Here is a 23,878-nt window from a genome sequence, read left to right as displayed (position 1 = left end):
AGTAGAAAATGTTATTTTTGCCAAAAGTTGATGAATAAATGCCATGAAACTCCGACTCCTCATACAGATAGCTGTCGTTGTGTCCATAGTGCTGCTATGTACCGGCTTTGGCGTGTATTCTTTCCTGCGGTTGAATTCGGTGGAGAACCGGCAGGATTTCAATCTTTATACTTTGGTGCCGCAAGATGCCACAGCCATACTCGAAACCGACCGTATGGCAGACCTCGTGGAAGATATCAATGAGTTGAATTGCAGCAAAGACAATCATTTTCTATACGTATCGGAGCTTTTTGTTTACTTGAAGAAGTATTTGTATACTTTGGTGGAAGATACTCCACATGGACTGAGTAAACAGATGAACAAGATGCTGATTAGCTTTCACGAGCCAGATACACCGATGAACCAAGTATTGTATTGCAGTTTGGGTTCGGGTGATTATGAGTTAGTGGAGTCTTTTGTGGAGAAGTACTGCTCCAGTTCGTTCCCTTCCAAGTATTTCGATTACAAGGGAGAGGAGATACGTATCTATCCCATGGCAGACGGTCGTTTTCTGGCTGCCTACTTCACTCCCGATTTTCTGGTTGTAAGTTTCCAGAAGCGTTTGATAGAACATGTGATTGATGCGCGGCGCAGCAAAAAGTCCCTGATGAACCTCCCTTCTTTCCGTACTATGCACGCGGGCAAACACAACAATGTAGCTGCCACAGTCTATGTGCGTATGAAAGGAGTGGGTATGGGGAAAACTACGGACGGTATTCGTTCGCAGACGCAGCTGGGCAGTTGGGCAGAGTTTGACATGAAGTTCAATGAAGATGCCATCTATTGTTCCGGTGTCAGCCACGGATCGGATTCCACACAGACGTTTATCAATGCCTTGCGGGTGCAGCAGCCGGTAGAGGACGGATTTTCCGGGTCTCTGCTTCCGTCTTCCACTTTCTTTTACGATCGCTGGGCAATGTCTGACAGAGATGCCTGGTTTGGCTTCACTGCCAGTCAGGAGTATGCCAAGGCCACCTATTCAGACTATATCAAGCAGCGCGACGAAGAGTGGATTGCTTACTTGAATGAGCATGCGGGGGAGAACGTGATGTCTTGCTTGTTTCAGTCGAAAGACACGTTGGACAAGCTGCCTTGCGCCGTGATGTGTATTCCTCTCAAGGATGAGCTGGCAGCGGAACGCTGCTTGCAGTCTTTGCTTTACAGTACTCCCAAGGAAGAGGATGCTCCGCTTATGCCGAAGGTGGTTTCAAATAATTCGTTGTATCCCAAAGCAAGGAGGTTTTCTAAATATGTGCTGCCCCGTAACACGCTGCTTACCCAGTTGACGGGTATCACGGAGTCTGCCCTTTATACCTTTGCCTGTTTCTATCGGGGTAGTCTGTTGCTGGCTCCTGATGCACTGAGCCTTTCTGCCTATATTGAAGCGGTGGAGAGTGGAGATGTATTGGACGGAACACCGGTGTATGAAGAGGGTATCGGCAGTCTTTCACCCATATATAATTTTGTAATGATGGTGGATATGGAGATGATGCTGAGTCAGCCGGAAACGTATGTGCGTCTGATACCGAACTTCTTCTTCCGCCAATCCAACTTCTTCCGTCACTTCATGCTTGCAGTACAGTTCACTTGTACAGAAGGGGTGGTTTATCCGAATATTGTATTGCTTTATAAGGGGGATGATTAATCAGTCGTGCTGTAGTGTGCTGAGGGATAATAGGCACAAGGAAAGTCAAAATATACATTCACCACAGAATTACACAGATTGCTGCAATTGAAGATGTCGATTATCAATGTTTTAGGGTAATATGCGTTAATCTGTACAATTTTGTGGTGAGTTATAACTTAGTTTTAGAACGGCAAGTCATCCTTTGCATCCCCTGCGAGGAATTCCGGTGCGGCAGTGGGAGCTGGCGGCGGAACGGGAGCGCCCGGAGTGGGTGCGGCAGTGCTTACGCGTTCTATCTTCCATGCGCGAATACTGTTGAACCAACGGTCTTGCCATTGGCGTGCGTCTATATCAAAAGATACTGTCAACTCTTCACCCATCTGAATATTGAACTGTTCTATTTTGTCTGCTCCAAACACGTCAAAACACATTTTACGCGGGTATTGACCATGATCTTCAATCACATATTCCTGTGCTTTCCATTCGTTACCCGACTTGGAAACTCCGCCTCTGGGCTGGAGTATAGCGATGATTTTTCCTGTAAATTCCATTGTTTTCTTTTTAAATGATGCGGCGAAGTTACAATTTTTTAGGAATATGAGACGAATATTCGGCTGTTTTTTCTTGCTATTTCTTTGTCGTAGGGAATTCTTTTTTTAACTTTGTCCGTCAGTTTGAAAAATATAAAAACGGTTTCTAAGACGTTAGCAAAATAAAAAACTTAAATATACAGAAGATATGAAATTTATCGTTTCGAGTACTGCGCTCTCCAGTCATTTGCAGGCTATCAGCCGTGTGATTAATTCGAAGAATGCGTTGCCTATTTTGGATTGTTTCCTCTTTGAACTGCAAGACGGAACCTTGTCTGCAACTGTTTCCGACAGTGAAACGACGATGGTCACTACGGTCGAAGTGAATGAAAGTGATATGGACGGCCGTTTTGCCGTCACAGCCAAAACCCTTTTGGACGCTTTGAAGGAAATTCCCGAACAACCGTTGACTTTTGAAATCAATACGGATTCCCTTGAAATCACGGTACAGTATCAGAACGGTAAATACAGCCTGATGGGGCAGAATGCGGACGAGTTCCCTCAGTCTGCCATGTTGGGTGACAATGCCGTACGTGTGGAAATGGATGCACAAGTGTTGCTGGGTGGTATCAACCGTGCCGTGTTTGCTACGGCTGATGACGAGCTTCGTCCCGTGATGAACGGTATCTATTTCGATATCACAACGGAGGACATCACGATGGTGGCATCAGACGGTCATAAGCTGGTGCGCTGCAAGACACTGGCCGCCAAAGGTAACGAACGTGCCGCCTTTATCCTGCCCAAGAAGCCGGCTTCGCTGATGAAGAATCTGCTGCCGAAAGAGCAAGGCATGGTGACTATCGAGTTCGACGAACGCAACGCTGTGTTCACACTGGAAAGCTACCGCATGGTGTGCCGTCTTATCGAAGGTCGCTATCCCAACTACAACTCTGTGATTCCGCAGAACAACCCTTATAAAGTGACGGTAGACCGCCTGCAACTGCTCGGTGCTTTGCGCCGTGTGTCCATTTTTTCTTCGCAGGCAAGCAGCCTTATCAAGCTGCGTATGCAGGAGAATCTAATTGTCATCTCCGCACAGGACATCGATTTCTCTACATCGGCCGAAGAAACACTGGTTTGCCAGTATGCGGGCAATCCGATGAGCATCGGTTTCAAGTCCACTTTCCTGATTGACATTCTGAATAACATTTCTGCCGATGAAATCGTTATCGAACTGGCAGATCCTTCACGTGCAGGTGTCATTATTCCGGTAGAGCAGGAAGAGAACGAAGACTTGCTGATGCTGCTGATGCCGATGATGCTGAATGACTGATGAATATTAGCAATCGGATTATGAGCTACGAGCTACAAGTGGCTGCGCAATTATGCCGCACGGTACTTGTAGCTCGTGGCTTGTAAGTTAAACTTATAATTTATAGCTCATAGCCAGAGCTTATAAAACGAAAAAACAATGAAATTGAATCTGAAAAATCCGATAGTCTTTTTTGATTTGGAGACTACGGGTACCAATATCAACTCAGACCGAATTGTCGAAATTTGTTACCTCAAGGTATATCCCAACGGGAATGAGGAGTCCAAAACCATGCGTATCAATCCCGAAATGCCCATTCCTGCCGAAGCATCTGCCGTTCATGGCATCTACGATGCCGATATAGCCGACTGCCCCACATTCAAGGAAGTGGCGCGCAACATTGCCAATGACATTGAAGGATGCGACTTGGCGGGCTTCAACTCCAACCGTTTTGATATCCCCGTCCTGGCGGAAGAGTTCCTTCGTGCCGGTGTGGACATTGACATGAGCCGCCGCAAGTTTGTGGACGTGCAGGTCATCTTCCACAAGATGGAGCAACGCACGCTGTCTGCTGCCTATAAATTCTATTGCGGCAAGAATTTGGAAGACGCCCATACGGCAGAGGCTGATACACGTGCCACCTACGAGGTGCTGATGTCGCAGTTGGACCGCTATCCGGAGTTGCAGAATGACGTGGCTTTCCTTGCCGACTATTCCAGCTTCAACAAGAATGTGGACTTTGCCGGTCGTATGGTTTACGATGACAAAGGTGTGGAAGTATTCAACTTCGGCAAGTACAAGGGCATGTCGGTATCCGATGTCCTGAAGCGCGATCCCGGCTATTACAGTTGGATTCTGAACAGTGATTTTACTTTGAATACCAAAGCCACGCTGACCAAGATACGTCTGCGTGAAATGACTCAGAAATAAATGGCAAATATACTGAAAGGGAAGAAAATAGTATTGGGCATTACTGGCAGCATTGCAGCCTATAAAGCATGTTATATTATTCGCGGACTGATTAAGCGTGGTGCAGAGGTGCAGGTGGTCATTACGCCTGCCGGTAAGGAATTTATTACCCCCATCACGCTCTCTGCCCTGACTAGCAAACCGGTTATCAGTGAGTTCTTTGCACAACGTGATGGCACCTGGAACAGTCATGTGAACCTCGGTCTGTGGGCAGATGCCATGCTGATAGCCCCGGCTACGGCTTCCACCATCGGCAAGATGGCGAATGGCGTGGCAGACAATATGCTGATTACCACCTATCTTTCCGCCAAAGCTCCGGTGTTTGTGGCGCCTGCCATGGACCTGGACATGTATGCCCATCCTTCCACCCAAAAGAATCTGGATATACTCCGTTCTTATGGAAACCACATCATAGAACCCGCTACGGGAGAACTCGCCAGCCATCTGGTGGGGAAAGGCCGTATGGAGGAACCGGAGAATATCATTTGCCATCTGGAAATGTACTTTGCTGCCAAAGAGGGAGACCTGGTGGGGAAGACAGTGATGATAACCGCAGGACCTACTTATGAGAAGATAGACCCGGTGCGCTTCATCGGCAACTATTCTTCCGGTAAGATGGGATTTGCCTTGGCAGACGAATGCGCTGCAAGGGGAGCCAAGGTGATACTGATTGCCGGTCCGGTGCAGCAGACCACTTATTTTCCGATGCATCAATACCATGCGGTAGAGTCGGCGCAGGAGATGTTCGATGCTGCATCCGCAGCCTTTGTCCATGCCGATGCCGCCATCTTGACGGCTGCTGTGGCAGACTATACTCCCGAACAAGTTGCCGATGAGAAAATCAAGCGCGAAAAGACCGGGGAGATGAGTTTGAACTTGAAACCTACCCGCGACATAGCCGCTTTCTTAGGTAATCTGAAGAACGATACAGAGCACCAACGGCGCCTCCTCGTAGGCTTTGCCCTTGAGACTCATAACGAGCAGATGAATGCGGAAGACAAGCTCAACCGCAAGAATCTGGACTTCATCGTGCTGAACTCCCTGAACGACAAGGGAGCCGGTTTTCGTTGCGATACCAATAAAATCAGTATCATAGACCACCAGGGAAAGACGGACTACCCCTTGAAGTCCAAAGCCGAAGTGGCTGCCGACATCGTAGACCGTCTGGTGAAAGATTTAAATAGTAAATAGTAAATCGTCAAATCGTCAATATCCTTATGTTGCGTTCGCTTTACATACAGAATTATGCGCTTATTGAAAAGCTCGATATCAGCTTCAGCAGCGGTTTCTCGGTGATAACGGGTGAGACCGGTGCTGGAAAATCCATTATTCTGGGTGCCATCGGTCTGCTGCTGGGACAGCGTGCCGATGTGAAAGCCATTCGTGTAGGAGCTTCGAAGTGCATTATCGAGGCCCGTTTTGATATTTCCGCTTACGGTATGCAGCCTTTCTTTGAGGAGAATGAGTTGGAGTACGAGGAAGAATGCATCCTGCGCCGCGAGGTGTCCGCTTCGGGCAAGAGCCGGGCATTCATCAATGACACGCCTGCTTCATTGGCTCAGATGAAGGAGTTGGGAGAACAGCTGATTGACGTGCATTCCCAGCATCAGAACCTATTGCTGAACAAGGAAGGGTTTCAGTTGAATGTACTGGACATCTTGTCGCATAACGAAGAGGCCTTGTCTGCTTACCAGCATATCTTCGGAGCATGGAAGCAGGCACAGCAGGATTTGGAGGCCCTTGTTGCCCGTGCCAATCAGGATAAGTCGGACGAAGACTATATCCGTTTCCAACTGGAACAGTTGGAAGAGGCACACTTGTCTGCCGGTGAGCAGGAGGAGCTGGAGCAAGAGGCAGATACGCTGAGCCATGCGGAAGAGATAAAGGCCGGACTCTATCGGGTAGGGCAGACGCTCTACTCGGACGAAGGAGGCTTGTTGTCCGGGCTGAAGGAATGCCTGAATACGATGCTCGGCCTGCAGAGGGTTTATCCGGTTGCCGGGGAACTTGCCGAACGCATGGAAAGCACTTATATCGAGTTGAAGGATATTTCGCAGGAAGTGTCGGGTAAGGAGGATGAAATAGAGTTCAACCCCGAACGTCTGGATGAAGTGAACGAACGTCTGAACTTGATTTATACGCTCCAACAGAAGCACCGCGTTTCCACTGTCGGTGAACTTCTGGCGCTGACGGATGAATACGCCGCCAAACTCTCCGCCATCACTTCGTCCGACGAGCACATCGAGGAACTGAAAGCGCGTTGCGACGCTTTATATAATAAGGTGAAAAAGCAGGCTGCCGTCCTCACCAAGGCGCGTACTGCCGTTGCCCGTGAAGTGGAGAAGCAGATGGCTGCGCGGCTGGTTCCGTTGGGCATGCCCAATGTCCGTTTCCAGGTAGAGATAGGTGCCCGCAAAGAGCCGGGCATACACGGGGCGGATACTGTGAACTTCTTGTTTTCCGCGAATAAGAACGGGGCATTGCAAAGCGTCTCCTCCGTAGCTTCGGGTGGTGAAATAGCCCGCGTCATGCTCTCCATCAAGGCAATGATAGCCGGTGCCGTCAAGCTTCCTACCATTGTATTCGACGAAATAGATACCGGAGTCTCCGGCGAGATAGCCGACCGCATGGCGGATATCATGCAGGAGATGGGCGAGCAGGACCGCCAGGTAATCAGTATCACCCATCTGCCCCAGATTGCTGCCCGCGGACGCGCCCATTATAAGGTGTACAAGCAGGACAACGAGACGGAAACAAACAGTCACATCCGTCGTCTGACCGACGATGAACGTGTGGAAGAAATAGCCCATATGCTGAGTGGTGCTAAGCTGACCGAAGCCGCACTGAACAATGCCAGAGCATTGCTGGAAGTATCAAATAGTAAATAGTAAATCGTCAAATAGTAAATACCCATATATGGTTGATAACAGTGAAATGATTTTCGGCGTTCGTGCCGTGATAGAAGCCATTCAGGCAGGAAAAGAGATAGACAAGATATTGGTAAAGAAGGACATTCAGAGTGATTTGTCAAAAGAGCTGTTCGCTGTCTTGAAAGGGACTTTGATACCGGTACAGCGCGTTCCGGTGGAACGCATCAACCGCGTGACGCGGAAGAATCACCAGGGAGTGATTGCCTTCATCTCTTCAGTCACTTACCAGAAGACGGAGGACTTGGTACCTTTCCTTTTCGAGCAGGGCAAGAATCCTCTGTTTGTGATGCTCGACGGCATCACGGATGTCCGCAATTTCGGTGCCATTGCCCGTACTTGCGAGTGTGCGGCGGTAGATGCCGTGATTATCCCTGCACGGAACAGTGTATCTGTCAACGCAGATGCCATGAAAACCTCGGCAGGAGCCTTGCACACTTTGCCCGTTTGCCGCGAACACAGCCTGAAAGAGACCCTGCAATTCCTCAAGAATAGTGGTTTCCATATCGTGGCAGCCACGGAGAAAGGCGATTACGACTATACCAAAGCCGACTATACCGGTCCGATGTGCATCATTATGGGTGCCGAAGACAAGGGGGTGTCCTATGACAACCTGGCGTTGTGTGACGAGTGGGTGAAGATTCCCATGTTGGGAACCATCGAGTCCCTCAATGTTTCCGTTGCAGCCGGCATTTTGATTTATGAAGCGGTAAAACAAAGAACCAACTAAGATATGAAAAAGAAATTGCTGTTGATGCTCACTCTCTGTTTATTGGCTCAGTGGAGTGTGGCACAAGCCCCGAAGTGGGTAGACAAAGCCAAACGTGCCGTTTTTTCGGTGGTGACCTACGACCAGGACGATAAGATACTGAATACTGGAAACGGCTTTTTTGTCACTGAAGATGGCGTTGCGCTTTCTGACTACACCTTGTTCAAAGGTGCCCGGCGCGCCGTTGTGATGAGCTCGGACGGGGCACAGATGCCGGTGGAGGCCATTATGGGAGCTGATGACATGTACGATGTTGTCAAGTTCCGTGTCGGCATCCCCGGAAAGAAAGTCACGGCACTCACTTTGGCTGCTGTGGCTCCGGCCGTCGGTGCGGATGTATATCTGCTGCCTTATTCCACCCAGAAGGACCGTTCCTTCACTGCCGGGAAAGTAAAGGAAGCTGATAAGATTTCCGGTAACTATTCCTATTATACACTTGATATGCGTTTGAAGGACAAGATGGTGAGTTGTCCGCTGATGACTGTGGACGGGCAGGTCTTCGGCCTTGCGCAGAAGTCCTCCGGACAAGACACGGCTACCATCTGCTATGCCATTGATGCCAATTTCGCCATGTCGCAGAATATCTCCGCATTGTCTTATGGAGATATGTCATTGAAGGGCATCGGTATCAAGAAGGCATTGCCCGATACCGAAGAGCAGGCTTTGGTGTTCCTCTACATGGCTTCTTCCCAACTGTCTCCGGAGAAGTATATGGAGACTCTGAATGATTTCATTGCACAATATCCTGCCAGTGCCGACGGTTATCTGCGCCGTGCTTCCCAGCATCTGTTCATGTCCCGTGAAGATGCTTCCATGGATAAGGTCGCCGCAGATATGGATAAGGCTTTGGAGGTTGCCGCAAAGAAAGATGATGTGTATTACAACCGGGCCAAGATAATCTATAATTATGCATTGGGCAAGCCCGAGAAAGTTTATAAGGACTGGTCGCTCGACAAGGCTTTGGACGAGGTACGGAAAGCGATAGCCATTGACGAGCTTCCGGTTTATGTCCAGTTGGAGGGTGACATCCAGTTTGCCAAGCAGGACTATCCGTCGGCATTTACCAGCTATGATAAAGTGAATAAGACCATTCTGGCCTCTCCGGCCACCTTCTTCAGTGCCGCCAAGACCAAGGAATTGATGCAGGCGCCTGCCGAGGAGGTACTGGCTCTGATGGACAGTTGTGTGGCCCGCTTTACCCAGCCCTATACGGAGGAAACCGCCCCTTACTTGCTGGAGCGTGCCCAAGCCCGTATGAATGCAGACCAGGCGCGTAATGCCATGCTGGATTATGACGCCTATTACAATGCCGTGAACGGTAAAGTGAACGACATGTTCTACTATTACCGTGAGCAGGCTGCTTTGAAGGCCAAGCAGTACCAGCGTGCGCTGGACGATATGGCGAAAGCCATCGAACTGAATCCGGAGGATTTGACTTACCGTGCCGAACTGGCAGTGGTGAATCTTCGCGTGGGACGTTACGAAGAGGCGTTGAATGTGCTGAAGGCTGCTCTGGAGAAAGACCCTAAGTATGCCGAGGCCTACCGTCTGATGGGTATCGCCCAGCTGCAGATGAAGAAGGACAAGGAAGCTTGTGCCAGCTTTGCCAAGGCAAAGGAATTGGGTGACCCCAATGTGGATGCTTTGATAGAGAAGCATTGCAAGTAAAGGGATGGGATAGAATAAAGGCTCTGCTTTCGCAAGCAGAGCCTCTGTTTTGGGGAACTCCCCCGTGTTAAATGAGTTAAGTCTAGGTATAACAGGTTATGAGTGAAATTACGTTGTTTTATTTATAAAATGCGTGGATTTCCGGAATACTGCATATACTTCGGATTTTTTTATGAGAAAAAAGAAAATAGCCCCGATTATTAATAAAAACAAACTTTGACAATCATGAAGAAAGTGATTTGCAGCCAGAAGGCACCGGGCGCCATAGGCCCTTATAGCCAGGCTATCGAAGCCGGCGGAATGGTATTTGTATCAGGTCAGTTGCCTATTGACGCAGCTACCGGAGTGATGGCTGAAGGTGCTGAAGCGCAAGCCCGCCAGTCCTTGGAGAATATAAAGCATATTCTGGAAGAGGCAGGCCTGGGCATGGCAAATATTGTGAAGACAACCGTTTTCCTGGCAGACATGTCCTTGTTCGCTGATATGAACAAGGTATATGCCACTTATTTTGACGGTGCTTTCCCGGCACGTTCGGCTGTGGCAGTGAAGGCGCTGCCTAAAGACGCCTTAGTAGAGATTGAGTGCATCGCGGTTCGCTAACAAGTCGGCCACAATGAAACTGCTGCCTCCCACGAAGATGAAATCTTCCGGGAGGCTTTTTTCTTGTGCGGCCCGCACGGCGGCGGGTACGTCAGGATAGCAATGCCCTTTTAGGCCAGCTGCTGCGGCCAGCTCCTGCAGTTCGCTTTCGGGCAATGCCCGCTTCACGCTGGCTTTGGTGAAGTAGTAGGTCGCTTCCCGGGGTAGCAAGGCCAGTACCCCCCGTATATCCTTGTCATTCACCATGCCTATGACGATGTGTAGCTGTCGGTAAGTCTGTTGCTTCAGTTGTTCTGTAATGTAGGTGATGCCTCCCACATTGTGGCCGGTGTCACAAATCAGGGTGGGCGAGTCCTGCAGTTTTTGCCAGCGTCCCATCAAGCCCGTCAGTTCCACCACACGGGCAAAGCCACTGCGCACTGCTTGTCCGTCCAGCCGGTAGCCGGCTTCTTTCAGTAGCGGGAGGGCGGTGAGGATGGTCCGGGCATTTTTCTGCTGGTAGAGTCCTTTCAGTTCGTATTCTATTCCGGGATAGTCTTCACGGTCATTCTCCTCGGCAAAGTAGATGGGAGCACCCGTTGTCTGTGCTTTTTCCAGAAATACCGGTTTCGTTTCGGGAGTGGTCTCGCCGATTACAACGGGGATACCGCTTTTGATGATTCCTGCCTTCTCTCCTGCGATTTTTGCTAAGGTGTCCCCCAGGAATTGGGTATGGTCAAAACTGATGTTGGTGATGATGCATACATCCGGACGGATGATATTGGTACAGTCCAGGCGTCCGCCTAGTCCCACCTCGATTACGGCTACATCCACCTTCTCATCGGCAAAGTAGCGGAAGGCCATGGCAGTGGTCAGCTCAAAGAAAGAGGGATGGAGGGGTTCGAAGAAGCCACGTTCCTGCTCTACAAAACGGATGACGTATTCCTCGGGTATAGGCTGTCCATTAATCCGGATGCGCTCCCGGAAATCCACCAGATGGGGCGAGGTATAGAGCCCGACCCTGTATCCTGCCTCTTGCAGTATGGCGGCAAGCGTATGCGAGCAGGAGCCCTTTCCATTGGTACCGGCCACATGAATGCTGCGGAAACTGCGGTGGGGATGTTCGAAGTGTGCGTCCAGGGTCAGAGTGTTTTCCAATCCTTCCTTGTATGCTGAGCCGCCCACTTGCTGAAACATGGGCACACTGTTATATAAGTAAGTTAAAGTGTCCTGATAATCCATCTTTTATAATATTTAACGGAGAAGCAATCCTTTCTCCCTATTAATTTGTTATCTTTAAAAGCGACAAAGATAATGCAGACCGAACGCAATCAAGCTTGCTTGAAATTGCTTGCAGTGTAGCTTATCTTAAGCTTATGCAAAGGTATTAACAATTTAAATCTAACGTGTATGGGAGCTAAGAAAAATTTTGTGATTGATACGAATGTGATTCTTCACGATTATAATTGTTTGAAGAATTTTCAAGAGAATGACATTTATCTTCCCATCGTAGTCCTTGAAGAACTGGACAAATTCAAGAAAGGTAATGAGCAGATTAATTTCAATGCGCGTGAGTTCGTCCGTGAGCTAGATTTGATTACCGATGACAATCTGTTCACCAAAGGGGCGCCATTGGGAGAGGGCTTGGGCCGTCTGTTTGTGGTGGCAGGCATGGTGGACTCTCCCCGAGTACGTGATTCCTTTCCCGAACGCATCCCCGACCATCAGATTCTGTCGGTAGTGGACTGGCTTTCCACCAAAAAGCCTAAAATGAAAACCATCCTTGTCACGAAAGACGTGAATCTGCGCATGAAGGCGCGTTCCATCGGTCTGCTGTGCGAAGACTATATCAATGATAAGGTAATCAATGTGGATATATTCGAAAAGTCGAATGAAGTGTTCGAGGGTATTGACCCTGTGCTGATAGACCGCATTTATTCTTCCAAAGAAGGACTGGACATCAACGAGTTCGATTTTAAGGACATCATTCGCCCCAACGAATGCTTTGTGCTGAAGAGTGACCGCAGCAGTGTGCTTGCACGTTATAATCCCTTTACCCATTCGATTTGTCGGGTCAACAAGACAAAGAACTATGGCATTGAACCGCGTAATGCCGAGCAGAGCTTTGCTTTTGAGGTGCTGAACGACCCGAATATCAAGCTGGTTGCCCTGACCGGTAAGGCGGGAACCGGTAAGACCCTGCTGGCACTGGCCGCCGCATTGGGAAAACTTACCGACTACAAGCAGATTCTTCTGGCACGTCCCATCGTGGCCTTATCCAATAAAGACCTTGGATTCCTTCCTGGTGATGCCAATGAGAAAGTGGCTCCTTACATGCAGCCTTTGTTCGATAATTTGAATGTAATCAAGCATCAGTTCGCTGCCAATTCCTCTGAAGTGAAACGCTTGGAGGATATGCAAAAAAGTGAACAATTGGTCATCGAGGCATTAGCCTTTATCCGTGGGCGCAGCTTGAGCGAAACCTACTGTATTATCGATGAAGCCCAGAACCTGACCCCACATGAGATTAAGACCATCATCACCCGTGCCGGCGAAGGTACAAAAATGGTGTTTACCGGTGATATTCAGCAGATAGACCAACCCTATCTGGACAGTCAGTCCAACGGGCTTGTCTATATGATAGACCGCATGAGAGACCAGAATTTGTTTGCCCATGTCAATCTGGTGAAAGGGGAGCGCAGCCAGTTGAGCGAGTTGGCAAGTAATCTGATGTAGCGGATACCGCATTTTCCGGGGCAAAACTATTTCTATCCCGCTTTCTGACTGTTAAAACGGGGGAGGTGGGATGGTTTCTTTATAGACGATAAATAATTGTTATAACATTTTTTTATCGATTTATTGTCTGTTTTGACTAAAATAGTGTATCTTTGCCTCGCCTAAAACAAAACTGTCAAGCGAAATGAAGCGAAATTTTTTTCATCGGTATCTTTCCGCGAAAGTGCTTCCGATATGGACTATTCTGTTAATTGATGTATTTATCATCGTCATATCCAGTCTGTTGGCCTATGCTCTCCGATATGATTTCAGAAGCATTTTTCTGGAATCATCTACCATTGACAAGACCATTTTATGGACGGTTGCTGTCAACCTGATTTTCTTCCGTGTTTTCCGTACCCCAACGATGATACGCTGATTGATGTGCTGAACGACCGCGATGTGCAGACTATTATCATTTCTCCCGCCAAGATGGAAGAATTGAAGAAGTCCGACATGGCTGACCGCCTGCTGGTGCACAACATCAAACTGATGACCGCACCCCCCTTGAGCGAGTGGAACGGCCAGGCGCTGAGCCGTACGCAGCTGAAGGAAATTCAGATTGAGGACCTGCTTCAGCGCAATCCCATCGAGATAGATATCCGTAAGGTTGCCTCTCATCTGGAGGGCAAGCGTGTGATGATTACGGGCGCCGCCGGTTCTATCGGCAGCGAAATCATGCGCCAGGTGGCTTCGTTCAATCCCTACAAGCTTATTTTAGTGGACCAAGCCGAGACTCCTCTGCATGACATCCGTCTGGAACTTCAGGACCGTTGGCGGGACATCGATGCCGAGACCATCATAGCCGACATCTCCAATGCCACGCGCATGGAGGATATCTTCAGGGAGTTCAAGCCCCAGTATATTTTCCATGCGGCCGCCTACAAGCATGTGCCGATGATGGAGGACAACGTTTCCGAGTCCATCCAGGTGAACGTATTCGGTACGCGCACCGTTGCCGATCTTGCCGTGAAATACGGTGCCGAGAAGTTTGTGATGATTTCTACGGACAAGGCTGTTAACCCTACAAACGTGATGGGCTGTTCCAAGCGTATTTGCGAGATTTATGTGCAGTCTCTTGCGAAGAAGTTGCAGAAGGAGGGAGGCCATGCCACTCAGTTCATCACTACGCGTTTCGGCAATGTGCTGGGTTCCAACGGTTCTGTCATTCCCCGTTTCCGCGACCAGATTCAGCGTGGCGGCCCGGTGACAGTGACCCATCCTGAGATAATCCGTTACTTCATGACCATTCCCGAAGCTTGCCGCCTTGTCCTTGAGGCCGGCAGTATGGGTAACGGCGGTGAAATCTACATCTTCGACATGGGTAAGCCGGTGAAGATTGTGGATCTTGCCAAGCGTATGATCAGCCTTTCCGGACGTACGGATGTGAAGATTGAATTTACCGGTCTCCGTCATGGCGAGAAGCTCTACGAGGAACTCTTGAATGTGAAGGAGCTTACAAAGCCCACCTATCATGAGAAGATTATGATTGCCACGGTGCGTGAGTATGACTATGACGAGGTGAAGGAGCGTATCCAGAAGCTGATTGATGTAAGTTACACTTATGACCAGATGAAAATTGTTGCTGCCATGAAGGATATTGTTCCGGAATTCGTGAGCAAGAATTCCTGCTTTGAGGCGCTGGATAAGAAGAAATGAAAAGATAGCGGTATAGTATAAAATGAAGGGTGATAACGTCATTGTAGTGTTATCACCCTTTCATTTTTATTGTCTTGTCACCCTTTTGTCTCATTCATGTGAAGAGAAGTATTTCAAGAACTGTGTACGTTCGAAAGTATTGACTCCCTTCGGGTCGTTTACGTTCAGAATACCTTTGAACTGGCTGATGGTTTCCATACCTTTGCGGTCCATCCACAAGTTGAGGAAGCGGATGTATTCTTCAATGATGGTAGCTGAATTCTGATAAAGCACACTGCATATCTCTACGGCCGAAGCACCTGCTAATATTGCCTTGACAACGCCTTCGGGCGAGTGGATACCACCGGAAGCAGCATAATCGAGTTTGTTTACGGCTGCCGAAGCGATGCCTATCCAGCGCAGGGCTTTGGACAAATCGGCTTCATTGCTGAATACGTTGCCGGATACTTGTATCATTTTCTCAATGTTGATGTCCGGCTGGTAGAAGCGGTTGAACAGCACTACTGCGGCGGCACCGTTGGCATACAGCTGGTCTATCAGAGCTATCGGATTGGTCAGGTTGTCACCCAGCTTCATGATGACGGGTATCTTGACCGTCTTCTTGATGTGGCTCAGAATGTCGATGTGGCGTTGCTCGAAGGTTCCATATGTATACTGTACATCCGTCTGCAGTGCAAGGATATTGATTTCCAGTGCGTCTGCGCCGGCTTCTTCTATTTTGGCGGCAAATTCCACCCAGTCGGCATTCTGATAGCAGTTGATGCTGGCTATGATGGGGATATTGCAAACCTTTTTGCTTTCCTTAATCAGGTTCAGATATTCACCCAGCTTATGTTCGCGGATATATCCTACAAGGTAGTCACTGCCTTCGGGGTACATGTTCGGGTCTCCCATCCAGTCAGCCTCCATCATGATTTGCTCTTCAAAGAGTGATTTTAGCACAATGGCACCTGCGCCGGCCTCAGATAGTTTCTGATTCTTGGCGGCGCTGTCTGTCAGTCCGGAGCTGCTGACGATAATGGGGTTTCTGAGTTTCAGCCCTGCAAAAGTAGTTTCTAATGTTGCCATGATAATGATTTTTTATGGTTAATAGTTTCTTTCTCCAAAAATCTTGCTTCCTACACGTATCAAGGTGCTCCCGGCTGCAATGGCCTCGTGATAGTCGTGAGACATCCCCATGGACAGTTCCCGGAATGACTCTGCATCGGCAAACCACTTGGCTTTCACTTCATTGAAGAAGCTATTTAAAGAACAAAACTCTGTTTTGATTTGTTCGTCATTGTCCGTATTTGTGGCCATGCCCATCAATCCGCATATCCGGATATGCTTGAGCTCTCTCCATTCACCGGCTGCCAGCATTTCCCGGCATTCGTCAAAGCTGAATCCAAACTTGGTCTCTTCTCGGGCAATGTGCAACTGCAGTAGGCAGTTGACGGTTTTTCCGGCTTTGGCAGCCTGCTTGTCCACTTCGGCCAACAGCTTGTAGGAGTCTATGCCATGAATCAGCGCTACGTAAGGAACGATATATTTTATTTTGTTTGTTTGCAGATGCCCGATGAAATGCCATTCTATGTCTTTGGGTAGACTTTCGTATTTGGCAGTCATTTCCTGCACCTTACTTTCTCCGAACACACGCTGGCCGGCACGATACGCTTCTTCTATCGCCTCGTTGGGGTGAAATTTGGAAACAGCCACCAGCCGTACCTTTTCAGGCAGTTCGCTCAGTACTTGTTTTAAATTCTCTGCAATCATCTTTTTAGGGGTTAATGAGTTAATGTGCCAATGTGCTAATGTGCTAATATGCTAATTGGCTGTGCTATGTTTATCTTGTGCTCTCACGCCGCAGGTCATTGGCATATTTGCACATTAGCACATTACGAAGCTCTGCTTCGTTACACTTCCGGTTTGTCGTCAGGCTCTGCACTGTACGGATATACATCCATAATGGCGGTTTCCGCTACAGATGCTATCTGATAATCGGCCATTGTGCCTTTCATGCCCTCATCCAGTTTCTTCACTGCATCACGCAGGTCGGCAGCCTGTACCAATACCTGGGTAGAGGTTTTCTTTTCCGCACCGCTTTTCTCGTCCAATGTGATGAAAACCAGTTTACATTTAAACCAGCGGTCGGCAGCTTCCTCTTCGCTGGGGAACAATTCGCTATAGTTGGCACGTTTGATGTCCGATACGGTGAACTCTCCCGAAATGAACGGCGTCATCTCTTCGATGATGCGTGCTTCCGCTTCCGTAAAACTGAGGGCATCCACCAAATACGGTTCGGTCACCTTCTTGTTCATTCCATTTTCCATTGTTTTCTCGTAACGGATCTTACATTCAAACCATGTATGCATTGCCATAATTTTCTGTTTTTAATTATTGATTTATTGTTAGTTAAGCTGCTTTATGCGTGCCTATGCCCGCCAAAAGCAGTGCAAAGATAGCCAAAAACTAAATGGATATAAAAAGTTGCCTTGCATTTTATGTGAAAATTTTATTGGAGAACCGGGACGGTACGTATGGGCATAAAAAAAGGAGTACCGCTGTACTCCAACCTTTGTTAACCTTAAATCTAATACTATGAAAAACACATTGCAAAGGTACGGACTTTTTCGACATTTGCAAGAGTAACGGGGTATAAAGTGTGTATTTGTAACACTTATTATATATTATGTCTTTGTACTACATCTTTTTTAAAACTTGAGGCGTGTTGCTGAAACATAAATTTGCATCTGCTTTGCTTCCACACTTCCACCCAACTCCTGTATCTCCCTATTCATCGGCATTTGCCCTGCGGTGGGAGCAACCTGAAAAGGTGGAAGCAAAATTTGCTTCCACCTGCCAAAAACGTCTGAGTTTTGCCGTAACTTATTATCCTCTACCATAATACCGCGCGTGGGTTACATAAATCGGTCGATGTAGTTTTCCTGCATTTTCGAGTTTGCCCGACTATGAATAGTGGAGTCTAATGTCTTTTAAGTTGCTGTACAATACGTTTGCACCTTGTGCGCAATAGGCGCGGGCTACGTACTTCATCTGTAAAAGCCCTGGAGTTAGTGACGCCTAACGGCCATGAACAACCCTGCTAACGGCCATGAAGCAATCGTTTGACGGCCATAAGCAGAGCTGTTCATGGCCGTTAGGCGTTATTAATTTCCTATGCAACAGTGGACAAACAAAGGGTGAAAAGCAAAGGAATGCTTGTGTTTTAAATAGAAATTCACGGGCTTGCACTCTCTCTCCATAGATTATGGAAGTGGGCTTTTATTTCACTTGCGTTTTGTGCGATAAATTCCCATTTATCAGCAGGCATCTTTGCGAAACTTCAATAATGCATTTATGAGGGTAAGATATTGGAATGTAGAATGATATATTGGAAATGATGAGGTGTTTTTTAAACGTTCGTTTAATGAACGCAAAGATAAGCTGTATTTTTTGAACTAACAAAATGTTTAATAAAAATATTTCCTAAGTGTTTTCTGTCTCATCTTAATGCATTGAAATTTAGTAGTATACATCTAATATTTAACATCTTAAAGTTCTGTTCCTTTTTAACTTTTATACCTCTACTTATTTTCTTAAAAATAGACGTTTATTAAACGAACGTTTATTGGACATTTCTATGGTCTAATATCTTCTTTAATAGCTTATTATCATTGCAAAAGTGTACAATACGGTTTGGGTGGGAAAATGTCTCGTTCAAACCGCGAAGCGCACCCGGAACTGAGCTGATTCATTCGAAAGAAAATTCCTAAGTGACTGAACAACAGAAATATTGGTTTGCAGCCCGCACCCGTGACAAGCAGGAATTCACAGTCCGGAAATCTCTGGACCGACTTAAATCGGAAGAACATTTGGACCTTGACTATTATCTTCCCACGCGTTTTGTCATTTCGCAATTGAAGTATCGCCGTAAGCGTAGCGAAGTTCCAGTAATCCGTAATCTGGTGTTTGTTCATTCCACCAAGCAGACAGCCTGCGATATATCCAACATCTATAATGTCCCCCTTTTTTATATGAAGGACCTTTCCACGCATTCCATGCTGGTGGTGCCGGATAAGCAAATGGAGGATTTTATGTTCGTGATGGATCTGAATCCTGACGGTGTCAGCCTTAATAGCGAAATTCTTACTGTTGGGCATAAAGTAAAAGTTATCAAAGGCGAATTCAGCGGTATTGAAGGTGAGGTTGCCATCGAAGCCAATAAAACATACGTCGTTATCCGTATTAAAGATCTTTTGACGGCAAGTGTCAAAGTCCCCAAATCTTATCTGAAAATAATCGGGTGACTTCTAAATAAGTATAATCTTATATTTTAATCATATATCATAATAATGAATGATTTAACTTCCCGTGCTCTTGAGCTTCAACATGCAGCTCATGAGCTGATGTATCTTGGTATGGACGGTGAGCCGGTCTATTCCGACACTTTTTGCCGGTTGAATAAGGAAGTGCTTGTTAAGTCCGATTCTCTTTTTTCTGCTCAGAGTTCCGATGTTGAGGAGGAGGCGAATTTGTGCTTGGCTCTTTTGATGGGGTATAATGCTACCATTTATGATTATGGAGATAAAGAGCGGAAAAAACAGGTGGTTTTAGAGCGTATCTATAATGTTCTGGAGAAGCTTCCCGTTTCTTTGCTTAAGGTCCATTTACTGGTTTATACCTATGGTGAGGTTTATGAAGAATCCATGCGATGCGAAACTTATAACATAATGAAAAACTGGAATATGTTAGATTTATCTACTGAGCAAAAGAAGGTAATAGATATTTTGAAAAATATTGAGGAGAATCCGTATCCTTTAGAGATCATTGAGTAATAGTGGTATAACTTAGTGTTAACTGTGATATAATTTCCGAGTATATAAAAATAGTAAAATTCAGACTCTAACCCTTTTCTCATGTAATCTTGATTATTTAGGATTTAAGGTTAAAGAACAGTAGTTCTTTGCTTAATAATTACTTATTTATACATATATTAATAATGTATTTTAATGGATTCTTCTACGCGTGTTGTTGTTAATACTGGTATTCAGTACGTGCGTACAGTGGTACAAGTGGCTATAATGCTTTATACCTCAAGAGTTGTACTTGATAATCTTGGAGTAGAAGATTATGGAATATACAATCTTGTAGGAGGAGTTATAGCTATGCTTTCTTTTATTCAGATAAATTTAGCTAATACCACTATACGGTATCTTTCATATCATCATGGGAAAAATGATATGCCAATGGTGATTAAAATCTTTAATAATAGTCTTTGTATACAACTTTTTTTTGGATTGGTTATATGTGTTCTATTAGTTTGTGCTACTGATTTTGTGTTTGCCAATATGTTAAATATAAGCATGGAAAGACTGTCTGTGGCAAAGGTTGTATATTATCTAATGATTGGCTCTCTATTTTTTAATCTTGTTAGTACTCCATATTTTGCATCTCTTATATCTCATGAGAATCTTGTTTATTCATCTATGGTACAGATTGTCGATTCCATTCTTAAAGTACCCATTGTTGTTTCTTTAATTTATGTTACATTTGATAAATTAATTTGGTATTCTTGTGGCTCTTTATTTCTTGTGATATTTAATTTTATATTATATTATATTTATTGCAGAAAGAAATATGAAGAATGCCGTCATTTTAATTTTAGAACTTTTGAATATTCTTTGTTTAAAGAGATGTTCTCATTTATGGGATGGAATGTATATGGGACTTGTTGTATTGTAGGTCGTGGGCAAGGTGTGGCAATACTTTTGAATAATTTTTATTCAGCTGCGATTAATGCTGCCTATGGAATAGGTAATCAAGTAGCTGGACAGTTGAATTTTTTATCTAATGCATTAACTACAGCTATTAATCCTCAAATAATAAAAGCTGAAGGTGCAGGTGATAGACAGAAGATGTTTCGATTGGCAGAAATCTCATGTAAGTTTTCTTTTTTGTTGATGTCAATGATAAGTGTACCTGCATTTATATTTATGGATAAGTTGCTTGCTATTTGGCTAAGGGAAGTTCCTGATTATACAACGATGTTTTGTAGGATGTTTCTTTTGGCTATTCAGATTGATTTGTTAACTATGAATATGGCAGTGGCTAATCAAGCTGTGGGTAATGTTAAAGTCTATAGTATATGTATTAATACTATAAAGATTCTAACTTTACCTATAGTTTATATTATTTTAAAAATGGGGTACTCAGCCGAAATGGTAATGTTGGTATATGTGTTGTTTGAATCAATTTGTGCTGTCGGACGTATTTTGTTTTTACATATAAATATAAATCTTTCAATTATGCAGTATCTTAGAAACGTTTGTTTTGGGGGGATTCCTGTTTTTATATTAAATGCATTGATTTGTTTTTATATTAGTAGATATTTTATAAATTGGTTATTTTTGTTGATATTTTTATCTGCTGTTCAAACTTTATTTTTTGCTTTTCTGTTTGGTTTGAGAGAAGACGAAAAGAGTATAATAAAGAAAATATTTATAAAATTAAAAAATAATGAAAGATGAAAATTGTGAAAAAATTAAGAATGTATTGAGGGTTATTTTTTATCCTCTTGTACTCATTCGTCGCAAGATTTTTGTTTATTTATGTGAGTATTATAGGAAACGTGACTTAAAAAAACTTGCTTCTTTATTATATTATAATATTTCTCACAAAAAAATCAATTGGAGTTCTCCGAAAAATTTGAATGAAAAAATCAATTGGTTGAAATTCAATTCTGACACTTCTGTTTGGACAAAGCTTGCTGATAAATATCTAGTACGAGATTATGTGAAAGAGCGTGGCCTTTCCAGTATTTTAGTGGAACTCTACGGTGTTTGGGATGATGCTTGTGATATTGATTTCAACCTATTACCGACATCATTTGTGCTTAAGACAAATCATGGTTGTGGTACTATTATTGTTGTTAAGAATAAAAATAGTATAAATGAGGATGAAGTAAGAAAACAACTGAATACTTGGCTTCAATTGAAATTCGGAACAATTTACGCAGAACCTCATTATAATAGTATAAAACCTAAGATTATAGCTGAGGAGTATTTAAAGAATGATAATGCTAATTCTACCTCTTTGGTTGATTATAAGGTATTTTGTTTAGAAGGGAAACCTTATTCAATTTTGGTATGTGCTGACAGAGTATTATATAAAGGTTGTTGTTTGGCATGGTATGATTTAGAATGGAATCCAAAACCAGATATGCTGTCAGGTGGTCATAAGCAGGATTGTGTGACGATTGAAAAACCTACATGTTTGTCTGATATGTTACAAGCTGCTGAAATTTTGTCAAAAGGCCATCATCAAGTCCGGATTGATTTTTATATTACAAATGGCAAATTGTATTTTGGTGAAATGACGTTTACTTCTTTAGGGGGATATATGAGCTATATTGCCCCTAAATATCTAGACGAAATGGGTAGTTTGATTCATTTATAATGATAAGATATTCCTTAAATTAATTTAGCTTTTATGAATATTGCAATTGTTGGTACTGGCTATGTAGGTTTGGTATCAGGGACTTGTTTTGCCGAAATGGGGGTAAATGTCACTTGTGTAGATGTAAATGCAGAGAAAATAAAATTATTACAGTCTGGCCAATTACCTATTTATGAGCCTGGATTGGATGAAATGGTACTTCGTAATCATCGTGAAGGTCGTTTAAATTTTACTACTGATTTGATTTCTTGTCTTGATAATGTTGATATTGTATTCAGTGCTGTAGGTACACCCTCTGATAGTGATGGCTCTGCTGATCTCCAATATGTCTTATCTGTAGCTCGTTTATTTGGTCAGAATATTAAGAAATATACTATTCTTGTTACTAAATCTACCGTTCCTGTAGGTACAGCTCAGAAAGTAAAGGCTGTTATTTGTGAAGAACTTGATAGCCGTGGTGTAGAAATACCGTTTGATGTGGCTAGTAACCCGGAGTTTTTGAAGGAAGGTGCAGCTATTAAAGATTTTATGAGTCCTGATCGTGTAGTAGTGGGGGTAGAATCGGAGAAGGCAAAAGAGATGATGACCAAACTCTATCGTCCTTTTTTGCTTAATAACTTTCGTGTTATCTTTACTGATATATCTAGTGCGGAGATGATTAAATATGCAGCAAATTCTATGCTGGCTACTCGCATCTCTTTTATGAACGATATAGCGAATCTTTGTGAGTTAGTAGGTGCTGATGTGAATATGGTACGTAAAGGGATTGGCAGTGATAGCCGTATTGGAAGTAAATTTCTCTATCCGGGTTGTGGTTATGGAGGTAGTTGCTTTCCTAAAGATGTGAAAGCACTTATTAAAACGGCTGAGAAGAAGGGGTATCAGATGCAGGTGTTAAAAGCTGTGGTAGCTGTGAATGAGAGTCAAAAAACTATTCTTTATAATAAACTGAAGAAGTATTATAGAGACAATTTGCGAGGAAAGACTATTGCTTTGTGGGGGCTTGCTTTCAAGCCGGAAACTGATGATATGCGTGAGGCCACTGCACTTGTCACCATAAAGTTGTTGTTAGAAGCTGGCTGTATTATTAAGGTGTTTGACCCTGTGGCCATGAATGAATGTAAACGTCGTATTGGTGATGCAATTACATATGCTAATGATATGTATGATGCTGTACTTGACGCCGATGCATTGTTGGTACTTACAGAATGGAAGCAGTTTCGTTTACCAAGTTGGGGCGTTATTGTCAAAAGTATGAAAAATTGTGTAGTGGTAGATGGCAGGAATATTTATGATTCTGACGAGTTGGAGCAATTAGGAATTCAATATTACTGCATAGGGAAATAATAAACTGTATGTTGAAACGTAATTTAATTAGTATCATAATTCCGGTATACAATGCTTCTGCTTTTATCTCCAATACTATTGATAATCTTTTAGCACAAGAAGTAGAAAAAGAGTTATTATTGGTAAATGATGGTTCTACTGACAATAGTCTGAATATTCTGAATGATTATGCTCAAAAGTATTCATGTATAACCTTAATTCCGCAACACTATTATAAAATATTTTTTTTAAGTACCTGAGCAA

At 44.7% G+C, this 23,878-nt stretch carries 20 protein-coding genes and 1 pseudogene; 16 read left to right on the top strand and 5 right to left on the bottom strand.

Annotated elements, in window-relative coordinates:
• Positions 1-43: 43 nt before the first annotated feature.
• Positions 44-1,684, top strand: a complete 1,641-nt coding sequence (locus tag DWY57_RS19375) for a DUF3352 domain-containing protein (RefSeq protein ID WP_117965309.1) — start codon at positions 44-46, stop codon at positions 1,682-1,684.
• 164 nt (positions 1,685-1,848) lie between these two features.
• Here the strand turns inward: DWY57_RS19375 and DWY57_RS19370 are convergent, their stop codons facing one another.
• Positions 1,849-2,217, bottom strand: coding sequence for a DUF3127 domain-containing protein (locus DWY57_RS19370; protein WP_117600316.1), 369 nt, complete (start codon positions 2,215-2,217; stop codon positions 1,849-1,851).
• 187 nt (positions 2,218-2,404) lie between these two features.
• On the opposite strand from DWY57_RS19370, the gene dnaN reads away from it, so the two are divergent.
• From dnaN to DWY57_RS19335, 7 genes are all read left to right on the top strand, one after another.
• A complete protein-coding gene (gene dnaN, locus DWY57_RS19365) occupies positions 2,405-3,529 on the top strand; it encodes a DNA polymerase III subunit beta (protein WP_005831387.1) in 1,125 nt (374 codons plus the stop codon).
• Between the two features lie 138 nt (positions 3,530-3,667).
• Positions 3,668-4,438 carry a 3'-5' exonuclease gene (locus DWY57_RS19360; RefSeq protein ID WP_005831385.1) on the top strand — a complete coding sequence of 257 codons (771 nt, stop codon included), beginning with the start codon at positions 3,668-3,670 and terminating at the stop codon, positions 4,436-4,438.
• Complete coding sequence (gene coaBC, locus DWY57_RS19355; RefSeq protein ID WP_119962293.1) at positions 4,439-5,668, top strand: bifunctional phosphopantothenoylcysteine decarboxylase/phosphopantothenate--cysteine ligase CoaBC; 1,230 nt, start codon at positions 4,439-4,441, stop codon at positions 5,666-5,668.
• Positions 5,669-5,694: 26 nt separating this feature from the next.
• Positions 5,695-7,365: a DNA repair protein RecN gene (gene recN, locus DWY57_RS19350; protein WP_098032763.1), complete on the top strand. Its 1,671-nt coding sequence runs from the start codon at positions 5,695-5,697 to the stop codon at positions 7,363-7,365.
• Between the two features lie 28 nt (positions 7,366-7,393).
• Positions 7,394-8,134, top strand: a complete 741-nt coding sequence (gene rlmB, locus DWY57_RS19345) for a 23S rRNA (guanosine(2251)-2'-O)-methyltransferase RlmB (protein ID WP_005831382.1) — start codon at positions 7,394-7,396, stop codon at positions 8,132-8,134.
• A 3-nt stretch (positions 8,135-8,137) separates the two neighbouring features.
• On the top strand, positions 8,138-9,841 hold the full coding sequence (locus DWY57_RS19340) for a serine protease (protein ID WP_119962292.1): 1,704 nt from the start codon (positions 8,138-8,140) through the stop codon (positions 9,839-9,841).
• Positions 9,842-10,066: 225 nt separating this feature from the next.
• On the top strand, positions 10,067-10,441 hold the full coding sequence (locus DWY57_RS19335) for a RidA family protein (RefSeq protein WP_005831379.1): 375 nt from the start codon (positions 10,067-10,069) through the stop codon (positions 10,439-10,441).
• Here DWY57_RS19335 and DWY57_RS19330 read toward each other — a convergent pair.
• Complete coding sequence (locus tag DWY57_RS19330; protein ID WP_117749765.1) at positions 10,409-11,662, bottom strand: folylpolyglutamate synthase/dihydrofolate synthase family protein; 1,254 nt, start codon at positions 11,660-11,662, stop codon at positions 10,409-10,411. The genes DWY57_RS19335 and DWY57_RS19330 overlap by 33 nt on opposite strands.
• 168 nt (positions 11,663-11,830) lie before the next feature.
• On the opposite strand from DWY57_RS19330, the gene DWY57_RS19325 reads away from it, so the two are divergent.
• Positions 11,831-13,156, top strand: coding sequence for a PhoH family protein (locus DWY57_RS19325; protein WP_117969084.1), 1,326 nt, complete (start codon positions 11,831-11,833; stop codon positions 13,154-13,156).
• Positions 13,157-13,340: 184 nt separating this feature from the next.
• Positions 13,341-14,854 (top strand): annotated as a pseudogene (locus DWY57_RS19320) (nucleoside-diphosphate sugar epimerase/dehydratase).
• Between the two features lie 90 nt (positions 14,855-14,944).
• Here the strand turns inward: DWY57_RS19320 and DWY57_RS19315 are convergent.
• From DWY57_RS19315 to DWY57_RS19305, 3 genes are all read right to left on the bottom strand, one after another.
• Positions 14,945-15,922 (bottom strand): dihydroorotate dehydrogenase-like protein, encoded by a 978-nt coding sequence (locus DWY57_RS19315; protein WP_009038219.1) that lies wholly within the window; start codon positions 15,920-15,922, stop codon positions 14,945-14,947.
• An 18-nt stretch (positions 15,923-15,940) separates the two neighbouring features.
• Positions 15,941-16,606, bottom strand: a complete 666-nt coding sequence (locus tag DWY57_RS19310; RefSeq protein WP_057256432.1) for a YggS family pyridoxal phosphate-dependent enzyme — start codon at positions 16,604-16,606, stop codon at positions 15,941-15,943.
• Between the two features lie 140 nt (positions 16,607-16,746).
• Complete coding sequence (locus tag DWY57_RS19305) at positions 16,747-17,211, bottom strand: DUF4494 domain-containing protein (protein WP_005831367.1); 465 nt, start codon at positions 17,209-17,211, stop codon at positions 16,747-16,749.
• Positions 17,212-18,606: 1,395 nt separating this feature from the next.
• Between DWY57_RS19305 and DWY57_RS19295 the strand changes: the two genes are divergently transcribed.
• The 6 genes from DWY57_RS19295 (at position 18,607) to DWY57_RS19270 (ending at position 23,874) form a co-directional block, all read left to right on the top strand.
• A complete protein-coding gene (locus DWY57_RS19295) occupies positions 18,607-19,140 on the top strand; it encodes a UpxY family transcription antiterminator (RefSeq protein WP_034526078.1) in 534 nt (177 codons plus the stop codon).
• 45 nt (positions 19,141-19,185) lie between these two features.
• The gene (locus DWY57_RS19290; protein WP_005831355.1) at positions 19,186-19,668 is read left to right on the top strand and encodes a UpxZ family transcription anti-terminator antagonist; all 483 of its coding nucleotides are present in this window, start codon (positions 19,186-19,188) and stop codon (positions 19,666-19,668) included.
• 174 nt (positions 19,669-19,842) lie between these two features.
• The gene (locus DWY57_RS19285) at positions 19,843-21,360 is read left to right on the top strand and encodes a hypothetical protein (RefSeq protein ID WP_005831353.1); all 1,518 of its coding nucleotides are present in this window, start codon (positions 19,843-19,845) and stop codon (positions 21,358-21,360) included.
• Positions 21,350-22,288, top strand: a complete 939-nt coding sequence (locus tag DWY57_RS19280) for an ATP-grasp fold amidoligase family protein (RefSeq protein WP_005831351.1) — start codon at positions 21,350-21,352, stop codon at positions 22,286-22,288. The genes DWY57_RS19285 and DWY57_RS19280 overlap by 11 nt, the downstream gene beginning before the upstream one ends.
• 33 nt (positions 22,289-22,321) lie before the next feature.
• Complete coding sequence (locus DWY57_RS19275; protein WP_005831349.1) at positions 22,322-23,635, top strand: UDP-glucose/GDP-mannose dehydrogenase family protein; 1,314 nt, start codon at positions 22,322-22,324, stop codon at positions 23,633-23,635.
• Positions 23,636-23,643: 8 nt separating this feature from the next.
• On the top strand, positions 23,644-23,874 hold the full coding sequence (locus DWY57_RS19270; RefSeq protein WP_120164414.1) for a glycosyltransferase: 231 nt from the start codon (positions 23,644-23,646) through the stop codon (positions 23,872-23,874).
• Positions 23,875-23,878: the final 4 nt, after the last annotated feature.

The sequence above is a fragment of the Bacteroides sp. AF25-5LB genome, from assembly GCF_003602965.1.
Classification (GTDB): domain Bacteria; phylum Bacteroidota; class Bacteroidia; order Bacteroidales; family Bacteroidaceae; genus Bacteroides; species Bacteroides uniformis.
Note: the sequence above shows the minus strand (reverse complement) of the source record. Positions and strands in the feature narration are given on the sequence as shown.